This is a genomic window from Cytobacillus sp. T106 (assembly GCF_040492155.1).
In the GTDB taxonomy this organism is placed as follows: Bacteria; Bacillota; Bacilli; order Bacillales; family Cytobacillaceae; genus Bacillus_AB; species Bacillus_AB infantis.
The window spans coordinates 51,437-66,608 of the sequence record NZ_JBEUMK010000003.1; the positions used below are offsets into that span (position 1 = coordinate 51,437).

12 protein-coding genes and 2 riboswitches are annotated in these 15,172 nt (G+C 45.5%); of the genes, 2 read left to right on the forward strand and 10 right to left on the reverse strand.

The genetic code is table 11. The features are described from left to right. Positions 1–18: 18 nt before the first annotated feature. From cobJ to ABU165_RS07900, 3 genes are all read right to left on the reverse strand, one after another. Complete coding sequence (gene cobJ, locus ABU165_RS07890) at positions 19–1,656, reverse strand: precorrin-3B C(17)-methyltransferase (protein ID WP_318060038.1); 1,638 nt, start codon at positions 1,654–1,656, stop codon at positions 19–21. A gap of 41 nt (positions 1,657–1,697) precedes the next feature. After that, positions 1,698–2,084, reverse strand: a complete 387-nt coding sequence (locus ABU165_RS07895) for a (2Fe-2S) ferredoxin domain-containing protein (RefSeq protein ID WP_318060176.1) — start codon at positions 2,082–2,084, stop codon at positions 1,698–1,700. A gap of 131 nt (positions 2,085–2,215) precedes the next feature. Further along, positions 2,216–2,408: riboswitch (cobalamin riboswitch) on the reverse strand. Between the two features lie 121 nt (positions 2,409–2,529). After that, positions 2,530–2,714: riboswitch (cobalamin riboswitch) on the reverse strand. A gap of 116 nt (positions 2,715–2,830) precedes the next feature. Further along, positions 2,831–3,544 carry an aspartate/glutamate racemase family protein gene (locus ABU165_RS07900; RefSeq protein ID WP_318060039.1) on the reverse strand — a complete coding sequence of 238 codons (714 nt, stop codon included), beginning with the start codon at positions 3,542–3,544 and terminating at the stop codon, positions 2,831–2,833. A 107-nt stretch (positions 3,545–3,651) separates the two neighbouring features. On the opposite strand from ABU165_RS07900, the gene pdxR reads away from it, so the two are divergent. Further along, entirely contained in the window at positions 3,652–5,055 is a 1,404-nt protein-coding gene (gene pdxR / locus ABU165_RS07905) for a MocR-like pyridoxine biosynthesis transcription factor PdxR (RefSeq protein ID WP_396349973.1), read from the forward strand. A 42-nt stretch (positions 5,056–5,097) separates the two neighbouring features. On the opposite strand, the gene ABU165_RS07910 is transcribed toward pdxR, so the two are convergent. From ABU165_RS07910 to ABU165_RS07935, 6 genes are all read right to left on the reverse strand, one after another. Beyond that, entirely contained in the window at positions 5,098–6,783 is a 1,686-nt protein-coding gene (locus ABU165_RS07910; RefSeq protein ID WP_318060041.1) for a methyl-accepting chemotaxis protein, read from the reverse strand. Between the two features lie 323 nt (positions 6,784–7,106). Continuing rightward, positions 7,107–7,910 (reverse strand): zinc-dependent metalloprotease, encoded by an 804-nt coding sequence (locus tag ABU165_RS07915; protein WP_022543762.1) that lies wholly within the window; start codon positions 7,908–7,910, stop codon positions 7,107–7,109. Positions 7,911–8,242: 332 nt separating this feature from the next. After that, entirely contained in the window at positions 8,243–8,539 is a 297-nt protein-coding gene (locus tag ABU165_RS07920; protein WP_396349970.1) for an SDR family oxidoreductase, read from the reverse strand. Positions 8,540–8,657: 118 nt separating this feature from the next. Beyond that, positions 8,658–10,100, reverse strand: a complete 1,443-nt coding sequence (locus ABU165_RS07925; protein WP_148950325.1) for a YcdB/YcdC domain-containing protein — start codon at positions 10,098–10,100, stop codon at positions 8,658–8,660. 121 nt (positions 10,101–10,221) lie between these two features. Beyond that, a complete protein-coding gene (locus ABU165_RS07930) occupies positions 10,222–10,683 on the reverse strand; it encodes a FixH family protein (RefSeq protein ID WP_318060042.1) in 462 nt (153 codons plus the stop codon). 12 nt (positions 10,684–10,695) lie between these two features. After that, positions 10,696–12,042 (reverse strand): PepSY-associated TM helix domain-containing protein, encoded by a 1,347-nt coding sequence (locus ABU165_RS07935; protein WP_318060043.1) that lies wholly within the window; start codon positions 12,040–12,042, stop codon positions 10,696–10,698. A gap of 217 nt (positions 12,043–12,259) precedes the next feature. On the opposite strand from ABU165_RS07935, the gene ABU165_RS07940 reads away from it, so the two are divergent. Further along, positions 12,260–13,255: a linear amide C-N hydrolase gene (locus tag ABU165_RS07940; protein WP_318060044.1), complete on the forward strand. Its 996-nt coding sequence runs from the start codon at positions 12,260–12,262 to the stop codon at positions 13,253–13,255. A gap of 80 nt (positions 13,256–13,335) precedes the next feature. On the opposite strand, the gene ABU165_RS07945 is transcribed toward ABU165_RS07940, so the two are convergent. Next, entirely contained in the window at positions 13,336–14,541 is a 1,206-nt protein-coding gene (locus ABU165_RS07945; protein ID WP_009791006.1) for a YecA family protein, read from the reverse strand. Positions 14,542–15,172: the final 631 nt, after the last annotated feature.

Genomic DNA, 15,172 nt, shown 5'->3' on the forward strand with positions numbered 1-15,172 from the left:
TTCTCTCCTCCTGTATAGTTATTCGCCGCAAGGGGCTGGCTCCAATTCGATAACCGGAGCGATATCTTTATGCTTAAAGCCCTGAACTTGTCTGGCCCTCTTGAAATACTTGTAAAAGCGCTCATTCGGGTGACCGTTTTCCCTGTACTCCCGGACAATGCTTTCAATCACGCCGACGATTTGATCGGGCGGTATACCCTCCGCAGCTGCCTGCCCGGGATGAGCGGTCCGGCCAACTGTCTTGGCACCAAGGAACAAGTCGAATTTGCCTTTTCGGAATACAAGGCCGATATCATCATTCACTGCTCCATAGCAGGCCATACCGCAGCCATTGAATCCAAGCTTCAGCTCTTTCGGGAGCTGGATCCCGCCAAGCTTCGCCTGAATCTCCTCGGCATATGGTATGGAAGCGCCTTTTTCCCCTTCACAGAAGTCGCAGGCCTTCAATTGAAAGACATCTCCAACCGGAGCCAGAAGGAATCCTGCCTTTTCGAGCTTCATAGTGACGGACTCAGGATTGTTTGTCGGGATCCGCAGCAATATCTGGTGATGAGGTGTATATTCCATCGTCCCCTCTTCGCCTGCCACTTCAGCCAGTGTTATCATTTGTTTTGGGGTAAACTTTTTGTTGGCGATTCCCGGACTTACAGCCAGCTCAAAAGTATCTGCGGCTTTCTCCGGAACATGGAGCATAGACGGCGACGGACTGAGGGCTTCCTGTTTTCTGTATGACTTTCCAGACGCTCTTTCCAGTGCTTCCATGGCCAGCTCGGCAGGTGAAGCACTATGCTTACCAGCCTTTTGAACGGAAGGCTGCTCCGCTTTCCCCTCGTGAAGGGCCCATGGCTCATTTTCCGGCCTCAGCCGTTCGTGCGGACGGAGCCTTTGCTCTGCAGCATCCAAAGTGTATTTTCGCTGATAGCCCCTTGGGGTGATCATTTTGCCATCGTAAATAAAGGTTGATGAATTCCCGATCATCACGGTCGTCAGCATGCCGATATCAAATTCAAGCATATCCTTGAGATTGGTGATAACAACGTTTTGACTGTCTCGGTAAGCGCTTTTTATCAGGGCGACAGGTGTTTCAGGCGAACGGTATTTAGCCAAAATCCTCTGTGCCTCTTCAATTTGCCTCGTCCGCCTGCCGCTTTTCGGATTATACAAAGCAACGACAAAATCTCCCATGCCTGCCGCTTCAATCCGCCTTTCAATGATGCTCCACGGAGTAAGATGGTCACTTAGGCTGATGGTGCAGGCATCATGCATGACCGGAGCTCCGATCAGGGAAGCGCATGAATTGATGGCCGATATCCCGGGGATCACTTCCACGGCGACACCGTCTGATTCCCTCCAGCCTTTCTCAATCAGCACTTCATAGACAAGCCCTGCCATTCCATAGACCCCTGCATCCCCGCTTGAAATGACGGCAACCTTCTTCCCTTCTTCAGCATACCTGACTGCTGCCTGTGCCCTGGATACCTCTTCCGACATCCCTGTACTGATGATTTCCTGGTCTGTGATCAGATCACGGATCAGCTCTACATACGTTTTGTAGCCAATGATATAGTCACTTTCCTGAATGGCGTCCTTCGCCCTTTTTGTGATATGTTCCGCATTCCCAGGGCCGAAGCCGACAATCAGCAGCTTACCTTTCACAGCTATCCTCTCCTTTTGGCAAAATGGCTGTCCCATAGCGGTCAGACTTCCTTCAGCTCTTTTGCAGGCTTCTCAATCCCTTTAATTGAGTCTTCGCTCACCTTAACGAAAGTGCTTTCCTCATATTCATAAAGAATAGACTCCCTCAGCTCATAGACAGGGGCTTGCTCATTCCGGATGATTTTCCGGCCAATCTCCTCAGTTGCCGCCTTATACCAAGTTCCTTCAGGGTACACGACTACCACACATGCATCCTTGCAGCGCCCGTTGCATCTTGTCCTGGTGGTATGCACCTCAGCATCCAGATCCAGCCGGCTGATTTCATCACGGATGGCCTCTGTCACCTCTTCGCCGCCTTTTCTCATGCAGCTTGAGCCATTGCAGATCAATACATGGCTTTTCGTCCGTGTCAGATTCCAGGTTGTCATCATGATCTCTCCTTCTTTTTGAAAAAATAAAAGGCACTCCAACCCCATTGGGCAGAGTGCCAGAAGCAGGCATAGGCAAAAAAGGATTGCCTATGCATCATGTCTTCCAGCACCTATGACCCGTAGGAGCTAAAGAAAGAAAAAACAAGGCAGGTCTCCTGACTCAGGATCGTCACCCGGCTGCGCCTTCCCGACATTCATCAGTGGCTGCTGCAGCTGGATTCCCCTTTCACAGTGGCGGGACCGTGCCGGAATTGCACCGGCTTCCCTTTTAAGCACGACAGCCTGTCACAGCTGTCATGCACCTATGTTTTTGTATTCATTTCAGCATATAAAAAAACCTTAATCCCAATATTCCGGAATTAAGGCGCGAGATGATTTCCTGTTCATTTTTTGGCATGCAAAAAAGAAAGAAAAATCATTCCCAGCCTTCCCTCCGAAGAATAAGAAACGAAATTTAAAAGCAGGTCTTCTGGCTTATACGTCACTTTACTCTTGCCTCCTTCCCGGTTTCCCAGTGGATGATGGCAATTTCATCAGCATATACAGTAGCGGGGGCTGCTCCGGATTCTAACCGGATTCCCTATTATCCCATTTGTCAAAATGGGCACTTTTAAATGGCTATTAGATTCTCTCTTAATTTACTCTAAAATTCTAATAATTCAAGTATTGTATTGTTTTACCAATTGTGATATGACATATTATGATATTTTTCAGCAAAAATGCCTTTATCAGCAGTTCTATTATCAGGAATTCGAAGGATTATATTGACTTCCCAGTGCGAATTTCACTGCCTTTGATGCATGTATAAAAGTTGTGTCGAATAAAGGCAGCCGGCAGTCTTCCTGACTGATCAACAGGGGAATTTCCGTACATCCGAGGATGATTCCCTGGGCGCCTTTCTTTTCCAGGCGGTGAATGATATCGAGATAAGCAGTTTTTGACTCCCCCTTAAATTCACCCCTGCATAATTCCTCAAAAATCACCTCATGAACCCGTTCCCGGTCACCTTCCTCTGGAACGAGAACCTCAATGCCATGTTCCTCAAGGATTTTTTTATAAAAAGTCTGCTCCATTGTGAATTTGGTGCCGAGCAGGCCAACTGCCTCTATGCCTTGCTTTTTAATCTCCTCAACCACGCATTCTACAATATGTATGACGGGAATCCTGCAGGCTTTTTGAAGATCTTCTGCCATCAGATGCATAGTATTGGTGCAAATAACGATGCAGTCTGCTCCTCCCGTTTCAAGGAACCTTGCTGCTTCAATCATTTTTTCAGTTGCCTTTTCCCAGTTCCCGCTTCTTTGCAGGGCAGCAATTTCTTCAAAATCAAAAGAGTAAAGCAGGCAGCGGGCTGAATGGATCCCGCCCAGTTTTTCCTGGACAAGGCGGTTGATATATGAATAATACACGCTTGTCGATTCCCAGCTCATTCCCCCGATTAATCCAATTGTTTTCATTTCGATCATCCTCCTTATGGTACTGTAAAGATATCATGATATACTGGATGAAAATAGAGCCACAATTAGATGACTTTTATAGTACCAGTTGACAGATTGGAGAGAAGATTATGTGGTTTCAAATTGTTCGGGAAGGCCCAAAGTCGTTGACTCAGCAAATTTATGAGAAGCTGAGATCATATATTTTAAATGGGGAATTGCAGGAAGGCGAAAAGGTTCCGTCAACACGCGAGCTTTCAGCCTCTTTGCAGGTCTCCCGAAATATTACACTGGAAGTCTATGACCAGCTGGCATCAGAAGGATATTTGGAGGTTCGGCCAAAGTCAGGGACATATATAGCTGCTGGCGCAGCCTTTCTCCGGCCAGAAATGGCCCATCGGCGGAAAGAAAAGGAGAAAGTGAACGATGACTTAGAGAATATGATAGACTTGAAAGCTTCTACACCGGCCATGGATCATTTCCCCAGAAAAGTGTGGGGCAAGCTGGCAAAGGATGTATGCATTGATGCTGATGAACAGGAATTTGGCTATCTTGATTCTTCAGGCCTGCAGGAGCTTAGGGAAGAATTGTCCAGATACCTGTATCATACACGCGGCGTGAATTGCACGGCAGACAATATTGTCATTACAAGCGGTGCCACGCAGGCGCTCTCGCTTATAACCGAACTGCTGGTCAAAAATAAGCAATCGATAGCTGTTGAAGATCCTGTTACCGATGAAATGAGGAATATTTTCAGCTATCATGGAGCAGACTTGGTGCCTATTCCTGCGGATGAAAAAGGACTTAAGCCTGAACATCTTCCTATGGATACGCCACCAGGCTTTATTTTCACCCTTCCTTCACATCAATTTCCGCTGGGCAGTACGTTGACCATTCAAAGAAGGATCCAGCTCATCGAGTATGCGCGCAGACACAACACTTATATAGTAGAAGACGATTATGACAGCGAGTTCACTTATGAAGGTTCTCAGGTCCATAGCATTCAGGGGTTGGATCCTGAGAGGGTCATTTATGTAGGGACTTTCAGCAAAATTCTTTCGCCTGGCCTCAGGATTGGCTACGCTGTCCTGCCCGCTGATTTACTGGCGGATTTCAAGAGGCTTAAATGGTATTCCGACCGCCATCACTCAGGTATAGAGCAACTGATCCTTGCGCGTTTTTTAAAAGACGGCCACTTTGACAAGCATATAAGAAAGATGAAAAGAATCTACAGGCAGCGGCGGCAGGCTTTGGTGGACAGCTTGAAAGAACACTTTCCTGACTGCCGTATCTGGGGGCATGCTGCTGGAATGCATCTGGTTGCTGAATTCCCTTCCACTGTTTTTGAAGGGGAACTGCTGGAATGGATCTTCAGTCATTCTGTTCGTGTGTATCCGGTAGAGCAGTACAGCATCCTCAAAGGAAACCATAAGAATAAGATTGTGCTGGGGTATGGGAGCTTGACGCCTGATAGGATAGAAGAAGGGATTGCGAGGCTGAAAAAAGCAATCAGTAGCTTCCCGGAAAAGTGAAAAAAGAGGAGAGCAAACGATAAAGTCTGCTCCCCCCTTTTATTATGATTTAAATCGTGAAATCATTTCCTGCAATTCCTCTGCCAATCGGGCAAGGGATTGTGTTGCATTTGATACGTCTTCTGAAGAAGCAAGCTGCTGCTGGCTTGCAGCTGCTGCGTTTTCAGAGCTTTCTAGCGTCTCTTGGGAGCCTGCCGCTATTCCTACAATGGTATCGTGGACTCCTTCAAACTCGTCCGTCAAATACCTGGTGGCTGCAGCTGCCTCTTGAATTTGAGAGGTTACCTGCTCAATCTGCGCAAGAATCCTATTAAAATTAGAGACTGTTTCTTCCGAGAGGCTGATGCCTGCAGAGACATTTTCTTTTACCAGACGGATATCCCGAACCGTCCCGCTTGACTCGGCTTGGATCGTTGCCACCAGCTTATGGATCTGCTCGGCCGAAGCATTGGTCTCATCTGCCAGCTTTCTGACTTCTTCGGCAACGACCGCAAAACCTTTTCCTTGCTCGCCAGCCCTTGCCGCTTCAATCGCTGCATTAAGGGCTAAAAGGTTTGTCTGCCCCGAGATATCAGCAATCAGCGAGGAAATCTTTTGTATCTCCCCGGCGCTAGAAACCAGTGAAGTTACCCCTTCCCCAGCCCGATCGACTGACTGGCTGATGGAGTTCATTTGCGATAGCATTTCTTTGACGGAAGAAGCCCCATCCTCCGCCTGCTCCCTTACTTCTGATGAAACCTCTGCTGCTTTATCTGTATTGGCAGCTACAGTTTTCAGGCCGCCAAGGGAATCTGCTACAGATTTCAGGCTGCTGGCAGTCATTTCCGTTTGTCTATGGTTATGAGTGGATATAGTCTGCATTGTTTCTGCTATATGCCCTGACGCCGCTTTTGACTGCTCCGCACTTGCAGAGAGCTCTTCAGATGCAGCAGCCACTTGTTCAGAGGACGAGCCTATGTGGGAAATCATCCCTCTAAGCGAACCTACAAAAGCATTAAAAGAGTGGGCAAGCTGGCCGAATTCATTCTTGCCCTTTACATCCACCGTTTGTGTTAAGTCGGCATCTCCTGATGCAATATTATTTAATTGCCTGTTGAGTGCCCCTAATGGAATGAGTATGGACCGGAGCAGCATGAAGCTTAAAATGCCGCCTGCCACCGATGCTGCAACTGCCAGGAAGATAAGGATATCCTTACTTCCCTCAGAATTTTCTTCTTTAATTTTATTAATCTGTTCAAGTTCTTTATTCAGCACAGAAACAAGTTCATTCACAGCCGGGTCGAGCACATCCTTTCTGAGCATGCGTTCTTCTCCGAAATGAAGGTCCCTGGCTGCCTCCGGATCAGTCTCATAAAGCCCAATGACTTTTTGATTGATATCCCAAAACAGGTTGAAGCTGGACTCCATTTTCTCGACCTGCTCAAGATTCTTTTTTTCAAGCGCTTTGCCCTCTGCCTGCCTGATCAGGGACTGGACATCCTCAGCCTTCTCATTCATACTCACTGCATACTGCTTATCGCCCGTCATAATCAAAGCTCTTTCATCGTTTGAAATCCCGGCGAGGCGGTATTGGATTTTTATGATATCTTTTTGAAAATCCATTTTATCCTGAAGCAGGTCAGTTCTTTTTACCTGTGCGTTAATTACATAGATTGAAAAACTGCCAAGCAGGATAATTGATCCTACCAGGATTGAAATAGTTGTGATTAACCGCGTTTTAATTTTCACTAGTTTCCTCCAAATACATTATATTAAGGATAATTTCTTAACCTTAATATCGTCATTGGAACAAGGTTTTTTAGGTTGAACAGCCAAATAAAAACAAGGATATATTTGGAAAGAAAAAATACAATCAGTATAAAACACATCTATAAAACTATCTTAAAATAATGATAGCAATAACCAAAGGCCATTTCAAAAACTTATAACCAGTATTCAATAGACAAGCCTGCTAATGAAACAATTCAATATCTGCTGCCTTTTATGCAGCCTGCCAATTTTTAGTCTCCGAACTGACAAAAAGCTCCCCCATAATTGGAGGAGCAAGTCTGCTAATTCCCGTACCAATATTTATTCGCTGCAATCTGTGAATTATGCTGGGAGTGCCAGTAGTCGACGGAATAAGAATAGTCGTAGTTCATGATGCAGCGTATCCCGCTTCCCTGTGCATCATGCCCGAGGCCAAAATTATGGGAGAATTCATGCTGTGCCGCTTTGGCAGTATTGGCTGTCCCTTGGTCCAGGTTCACACTGATCGCGCTGCCAGATGGAGCAGCCTGGTACACATAGGCAATTCCACCCGCATCAAATGCAGCATCTCTAGTAAAACCGGCAACGAAATCATAGCCTCTTCCATCCCAGTCCCTTTGAAGGTCGCTGAGGATCTGCGAGCTGTTTGATCCCTGCGAGCTCCAGCTTGCGACCGCCTGGACAACAAAATCAACGCCGTGGTCCCTATTAAAAGCATTATCCGCGGTTTCTATAATATTTTGGATCCGGGTCTGCCAATCGCTATAGGCGCTCCGGTATTCTTCATCTGCCACCGCAAGGACCGTCACTTTCCTGGCTCCCGTATCCTGAGGCGAGGCCTTTCCGTTCTGTGTATTTTTGTTAGACTTCATAATACCAGTCACAGTCCCCTTTTCATTGAGGATGCTGACTGAAGTATCTCTTTCAACAACGGCTTCATCTTCAAGATCCTTGAAATCCGCTGCTTTCGGCAAGGAATCGCCCATGTATTGTAAGGCGTCTGTCGGATGCTCATGATGGTGCTCCCCGGAACCGGCATAAGCACTAGAGCTGATTACAAGGGTGCTGAGCAATGATAATGATAAGACCTTCAACTGTTTTTTCATAGATATACCTCCTTGAATTTTAATACAAAGGAGATATTCTTCTATTTCTTCCAGTTTCCTCTCATTATTGAATTGGGAAATCAATGATAGGACAATGGAAAGAATACCTGCAGTTTTATAGTGGAAAGAATCGGTTTCTAAAAAAAGAGAAACAAAAAATATTAGGATTTTACTAATTTTATGAAAGGTGTCATTAAAAAGTTGGGAAAACTCCTTTTTTTGAGGCTTTTTTGGTCAAAGATAAATTACTTGAGAATAAGAAGGAGGACTTTTTCACTGAAATAAAAATTGGCCTCCGGAAGGAAGAAATTCTTCCTCCAAAGACCTCTTCCTTAAAATGCCGTCCACCCGGCATCACCAGTATTGACAGTCCTATTCACAAAGCTGGAATCTTCCCATGTCAGGAACAGAGCAATTTGAGCCATTTCATCAGGCTTGCCTACACGCGGATTGACAGCCAATCCGGGATAAATCCGGCTCATTCCGAACGGACTGACATTGGTCATGGAGCTGCTGATATTGGTTTCAACGCTGCCCGGTGCAACCGCATTGCAGCGGATGCCTTCATTCGCATACATAATGCCTGTATTTTTTGTGATGCCAATGACTGCATGCAGTATAGGCTGCAATTTCCCACAGGCCGCCTGCTGAGGCTACATTGATGATGACGCCTGACTTTTTCTCCAAGAGACCTGATATGGCTTTAACAGGTTTGTTTTTTGATGGCGGAGAAATGAAAACCTTCCCTTAATCCAGAAACAATGCATCACCGACATCCACATACATTGCTTTCCCTGTAACAGCATCTATTGAACGGATATGGCCCACTGTTTCTGGGAATGAAGGCGTGTAAGAGAGGGAATAGACAGATTTCCCGGTTTCATCATAATCCCTCGTGAACATCTTTTCCATCTTGACAAATTCTCGGTATATATCTTTTGCTTCCTGAAGGCTGATGGCAGGTTCGGCCGGCAAATGCCTATATAGCTCATCAGGCAGACTATCAAGATGAAAATGAGTGACTTTCCCGGAAAACTTCCCGACTTCAATTACCGTCGCATGCTGCCCCGCCCTAATTCCCTTGTAATACAGGTGAAAATAAAAGGTGTAGGCAGGCTCCTGTTCAATAAAATCCTTATCCCGGCCATCCAGGTCTGTTTCTTCTCTCTCTTCTTCAAGGTTCTCCGGCTGATCCTCTTCCTCGTCTATGTTAACCTCCAGCCGGAATCTTTCATGGGCATCAGGATACAGCTTGAACATAAGCTCAACTGCCTTTTTCCTGGCAGCTTCCTGCCCGATCTCTTCCCCGCCGCCGGCATGCAGCTCCCCGCTTACAGCACTCAGAAGCATACCAGACATTTGTTCAAAGGATAGCTTCAGAACATGGTGATCTGCCTCTTCCATTTCAAAAGAATACGACCCGGCATCTTCCTTAGTCCAAACCTCGACCTTCTTGCCTTCATTCTCCCTTGTTTCCATGAGCTTGTAATCCTGGTTAATCCCGAACAAACCATAAATGGTTTCATTACTGTGCTCAACACTAGAGATCGCCATATCAGCAGCAGGCTCCGCCCAGATGGGATTATAATCAGATCCATCAATCGGGAGCTCCGTGAACGGCTCAATAATCTCATAGGCAAGATGGTATAGATGATCCCCATTCTTGAAAATCTCTTTGTCAAAATGCGCAATACAAAGCTCAAAAGTTACTCCCTGGAGATATTTCTCCAATGCCTCTTTCTCGGAAACTGCTTCTTCTGAGTACTTGACTTCATACTCCTCCCCGCTGCAGTGAAAACGCATCACCTGGCCGGCAGTCGAAACGGAAACAGTAAATCCTGTACTATGTAAAAATAACCCGTACTTTTCATCTCTTTTTTCATAAACAGCCCAATAAGGATTTCCCAGATCGAGGACTGCAGAAAGCTCAAACTCCTTCTGATCCTGATAAATGGCTCCAATGAACCCTTCTGCAATATCTGCAATCTCTTCTTTGGAAAGATTCCCTGCACGAGGTTCCCCCTCTATTTCAAAATGGATAAGCTTGCCGTTTTCACCCAGTGAATAGCTCCCAATTATTTCTGAAGTAGCTGAATCCAGAAGATCATAAATCTGTTCCTCATTTTCCGCCAACCTATTGATTATGCCCGGCGGAACAAATGTCAGCAGTTTTTCCCATACTTCACTCACCCTTAACCCACCTTTCACGCTATTTATCTTCAAATATCATACCATCTAATAACCTTCAAAAATGTGGCAGAATAGGAAAAAGACCCATTGGATTTGTCAATGGATCCTGCTATTTTACACCTTAATGATGTCCCTCATGACTGCCGGAAGGCGCCTCCCCTTCTCTCATCAGCTCCTCCAGCCCGGCTTCGGTAAGCTCCCCGACAACAAATTGCTTTTGCGGCATGATGAGCGAGCCGGCGCTGCTGGCATGCACTTTAATTATATAGACGCCATCCTGATCAAACTTTTTGGTAAGCTGATAAACACCTTCACCTTCATCAGCGGCTTCTTCCATTGGATAATGAACGCTGCCGTCCCGCTTCCAGATTTCAAAATGGACATAATCTGCACCTGCCACTTTTTCTCCGTTCTGTGTAAGCACTGCCCGGATTGGCACATCTTCACCTGCAGCAAATGAGTCAGGGAGCATGATTTCTGCCTGAAGCGGCTGCTCTATTTTATATAATTCCTCTGCATTATCATCAAGGGAGCAGCCGCCAAGCAGCACTCCCATTACGATTAAATATAAAACTCTTTTCACAATAAGACTCCCTTATGCATTCATAAATTTTTTGACAGCTGGAATCCGCCTGATGATGAGCCAGTCCACAAGCCAGACCGCAATGAGCGACAGGCCGACAAGCGGAAAAATGATCCCCAGTGCAATCAATATAAGCAGGAACATCTTCATTTTTAATGCTGAAGGACCTGCAGGGGCGCCCATCCCTTTTTTCGGCTTCCGCTTCAGCCAGAGATACAGCCCGCTTGCGGCGACAAGAATGATGCCCAGACAAATGAACAGGCTTATCAATTGATTGATCAGTCCAAACTGGGTTCCTTTATGAAGGGTGATTCCCCAGGCAACCAGCTTCCCGATAAAGCCATAATTGTCATAACGGTAATCGGCAAGCACCGCACCCGAATACTGATCCAGATGGATGGTGGCTTCATCCTGGGCCTTTGCCGGAAAAGCAGAAAGTGTAAAAACGCCTTCCTTCGTTGAAGGGAAAATGATTGTATAGCCCGGATCCATGCCTTCATACTGGGCAATCGTGACTGCATCATTAATAGAAAGCGGGATTAAGCCTTCCACTTCCGATTTTGGCACCTCGAGGTTCTCGGCGGCCCAAGGTACTTCTGCAATGTCTTTTGTCAATATTTCCGATTCAGGAGCACTCCCGGTCCAGACGGAAGGCGGGTATCCTTCCCCTGTGTTCGTGGCCCAGTTCTGGAAGTTCACTCCCCAGAAGCCTGACCAGGGCAGGCCGGTCATGATTAAGAAAAGCATTCCTGCTGTCACCCAAAATGCAGGCACAGCGTGCAGATCTCTTCTGAAAACTCTTTTTCCCTTATTCAAACGGAGAAGCAGCACGCCTGCCAGCCCTTTTGTTTTCCTCGGAAACCATAAATATAGGCCCGTAACAATCAGGACAACCGCCCAGCAGGCAGCCAATTCGACAACCCGGTCGCCAAGGGTTCCTGTCATCAATTCTCCATGGATTTCCTCAATTTTATCCATGATCCGGTCCTCATTGTTCAATGTTCCCAATGACTTTCCTGTATAAGGATCAATAAATACGGTAAGTGACTCTTCCCCATTCATGATGCTTACTTCAGTAGAACGGGCGTCTCCCTCCCCTGGCCGGTATTTCGATATAAAAGCATCAGGATACAGCCTCTTAACTTCTTCAAGCTGTTCTGAAGGAAGAATGCGATCCCCCTGCGGCTGGACTTCATAATATTCCTTGTAGATCACCTGTTCAATCTGCGGCTTGAACAGGTAGACCGATCCTGTCACTGCCAGAATGATCAGGAACGGTGCAAAAATAATGCCGGCATAAAAATGCCATCGCCAAACCGTTTTATAGAGGGAGCCCTCCGGTTTCATTTTTTTCTCCATAGAAGCTGTATTCCTTTCATCTTGAAAATCTCTTAATCTGCTGCTCGAAAAATACTATAAAGGGCAAATGTGAGGGATGAATGAAGTTTTTGCAGTGAAAGAATTAAATTGGCCAATGAAATGTGAACATTTCCGCCTTTCGCCTGCTGAATTGGTACAAGCAGTTTTTAAAAGAGCGAATAACATATTCATAAGACATTGATTTAGGAGAGATAGCATGTGCACGAATATATCATTTCCACGGTCAGGAAAAAATTGCTCTCTGATTTCAGGCAGGACCTGGGATTGGGCTGAACGGTATCCCACAAAGGTAACCTTTGTCCCCAGAGGCCAATCTTTTCCTGCAATAGAAAGGCCTGAAGAAATAAAATGGGAAAACGAGCTTGCTTTTGTCGGGGTGAGCTATCAGCCTGCCGATGGCCGGATACGCATATTTTATGATGGAATAAATGAGGCTGGCCTTTCAGCTTCAGGTTTATCGCTATTTTGCAGTGAATATCCAGATCCGGACCCTGGCAAACCGCTGCTTTATAATAACAATCTGGTTTCCTATGTACTAAGCAGCTTCAGAACAGTAGAGGAAGCTGAAAACGGACTCTCACAGCTAAGCATCACAAGAGCAGTCCCTGATGTATCAAGAAACCTTCACTATATCATCAGTGACGCTTCAGGCAGCCATTTAGTTGTCGAATTTATTGATGGAAAGATGAAAACCTATACAACAAGTCTGGGCGTTTTGACGAATGACCCTCCGTATGAGTGGCATCTTGCCAATTTAAGTTTGTATGAGCAACTGAGTCTGACGGATAAGCAGAATTCTCTCTGCGGCGTCGAACTGGGCGGGAGCGGCCAGCTTGGAATCCCGGGTGACCCTACCCCGCAATCCCGTTTTGTCCGGGCAGAATTCTTCAGCAAAACGAGGTTTTATCCAAGGAATACCCAGCAGAGTATTGGAGAAGCCAGGCAAATCTTACAGACTTTATCAGTACCAGCAGGGGCTGTTTACCTGAGAGAATATCCCGGCATCTACAGCTGGACCCAATGGAGTGTGATACGAGACCATACGAACAGAAGCTATTATTTTTACACAGATTTCAACAGTAATCTATATGCTATCCATTTAAACGAGCTGGACCTGAATTTACAAGAGCTAAAACAGATTGATATCCGCCAGCCCGACTGGCATCAGGACCTTTCAGGGAAGCTCTGCTGATTTTTCGTTATGAAAAAAAGAGGCAGCCCCTGCTGTGAAAAAATCAGTCCAGGGCAGCCTCTTCATTTATGTTGATAGAGTTATATTGATCTGCCGCAGCATTTTTTGTACTTTTTCCCGCTTCCGCAAGGACAGGGGTCATTTCTGCGCACTTTTGCGTCGGCATTAGTGTCTTTATCGGCAGCCGGCAGCGGCTTTAACTGCTTTTTCTCCATGCTGCTAAGCTCCAGGGAGGTATAGCCTTTGAGGAACCATTCCCTTGTGCTGTTCATCAGTTCCACCACTATGTCCATCAGTGCCTGCAGTTTCTCAACACTGTCGAACTTAAACATGCTTGTTAAGTATTTCATCAGATCTTCAGGTGTATCGCCTACCCTTGTTGCAAAAATACACTCTTCGGCGACCTGGTCTGCATCTTCTTTAGAAATTTCAAAATGCTGCGACAGGAATTGGACGAGCTGCATATAGCTTTTATTTCTTTCCACAAAACCAGGCTCACCAGCCGCCAGCAGCTGCTGTTTGGTAAAAGGATAGTATGATAGGCTCTTCCTTGCCTGATGCTCCTGGATCACTCGTTTAGCATCAAATACCCTGCGATTAGAATAGCCATCCCCATTAATCTGCAGCTCCGTACGGAATGAGTTGGCATCACGGATTACATTAAGATATTCCCTTAGGTGTACTGGATGTTTTAGATATTTTTCCAGAAATTCAGCCAGCTGAACAATTGACAGGGTTCCATAATAATACAGAAGCCCGCCTGTAAGCCTGATCCATTCTGTGTTTTTATTGACGGCAGATCTGATATGTATACTGTTCTTTAGTTCTTTTACTTTATCAATCAGTTCGTTTGGTACAGCGAGAACTGGCTCCCCTTCAATAATACCGCTGTAAATAATCCCGGTTCCGCGGAAGTATTCGATCTGCTGCGCCTCTATATGTGGTGCAGGCATCAGTCCGCCGCTTTCGGCAATATCCAGCAGCAGCTGGAATCTTTCACTGTCCCAGTTAAGAGGAATGCTTTCAAGATTTTCAGCAATTTTCTCCTGTAGCAGGATGATCAGCTCCGCCTTTTTCAGGCTGCTCGCATTTTTAATGGCCAGATTTTTTCTTATTGTATCAAGTTCACCTTTCGTGAAACGACTCAGCCCTTCATTCAGTGTAAAAGGAACACTCAATTCACTCCAGTGCTTTTTGAACTGCTTCACTTCCTGGCTTTTCTTCAAATCTTTCAATCCGTCCAGGATATTATTTTTCTGTTTTTCAAGTACTGCATTTCCGCTCATGTATATGTACTCCTTTCTCTCTTATTCATTCACAATCAATCATCGATTTTTCATTCATGAATACATGTACATTTCCAATCTACTATTATACACACAAGAGCCTGCCTGGATAAAATAAATCAAAATAGAAAATAGTCCGTCAATAAGGATATTCCTTGATTTGAAGGGATTTAAAGGATTATGCTGTCAAAAATTAACGTCTCCTATAGTCAGTATGTAGTACCAGTCCTTTCCGCACCTGAATGAGGGAATCAGTGGCAGGCTGAAAAATAAGCGGAGAAATTCCCTCTAATTTCAATAAAACTATAAATATAGCCAAAATAGACGGAGAAATTCCGGCTATCGACTCCAAAAACAGGAAAAAGGGCAACTTCGTCCGCTTCACCGAAAATTTTCCGCTTATTTATACCCTCCCGTGCCATATTCAGCAGCCTAACCGGAAAATCTCCGCTTATTTTAAGGCTTGCTGTTTTGGGTCGGTCTTCCATAATTTCGCTCCCAGGTTTGATGTATATGACATACTGACTTGCCGTGTTTGTGACATAAGAAAAAGGGTCTCTCCTCTATTTAAGGAAAGACCACGTAACTTTTTAAATTAAATACTTTAAAGACACTTAATATCCTTAATTAG

Excerpts from the sequence above, each read along its gene's own strand:
- ABU165_RS07895 (WP_318060176.1), bottom strand. The coding sequence starts at position 2,084 with ATGACAACCTGGAATCTGACACGGACGAAAAGCCATGTATTGATCTGC.
- ABU165_RS07900 (WP_318060039.1), bottom strand. The coding sequence starts at position 3,544 with ATGAAAACAATTGGATTAATCGGGGGAATGAGCTGGGAATCGACAAGC.
- ABU165_RS07915 (WP_022543762.1), bottom strand. The coding sequence starts at position 7,910 with ATGAAAAAACAGTTGAAGGTCTTATCATTATCATTGCTCAGCACCCTT.
- ABU165_RS07935 (WP_318060043.1), bottom strand. The coding sequence starts at position 12,042 with ATGGAGAAAAAAATGAAACCGGAGGGCTCCCTCTATAAAACGGTTTGG.
- ABU165_RS07940 (WP_318060044.1), top strand. The coding sequence starts at position 12,260 with ATGTGCACGAATATATCATTTCCACGGTCAGGAAAAAATTGCTCTCTG.
- ABU165_RS07945 (WP_009791006.1), bottom strand. The coding sequence starts at position 14,541 with ATGAGCGGAAATGCAGTACTTGAAAAACAGAAAAATAATATCCTGGAC.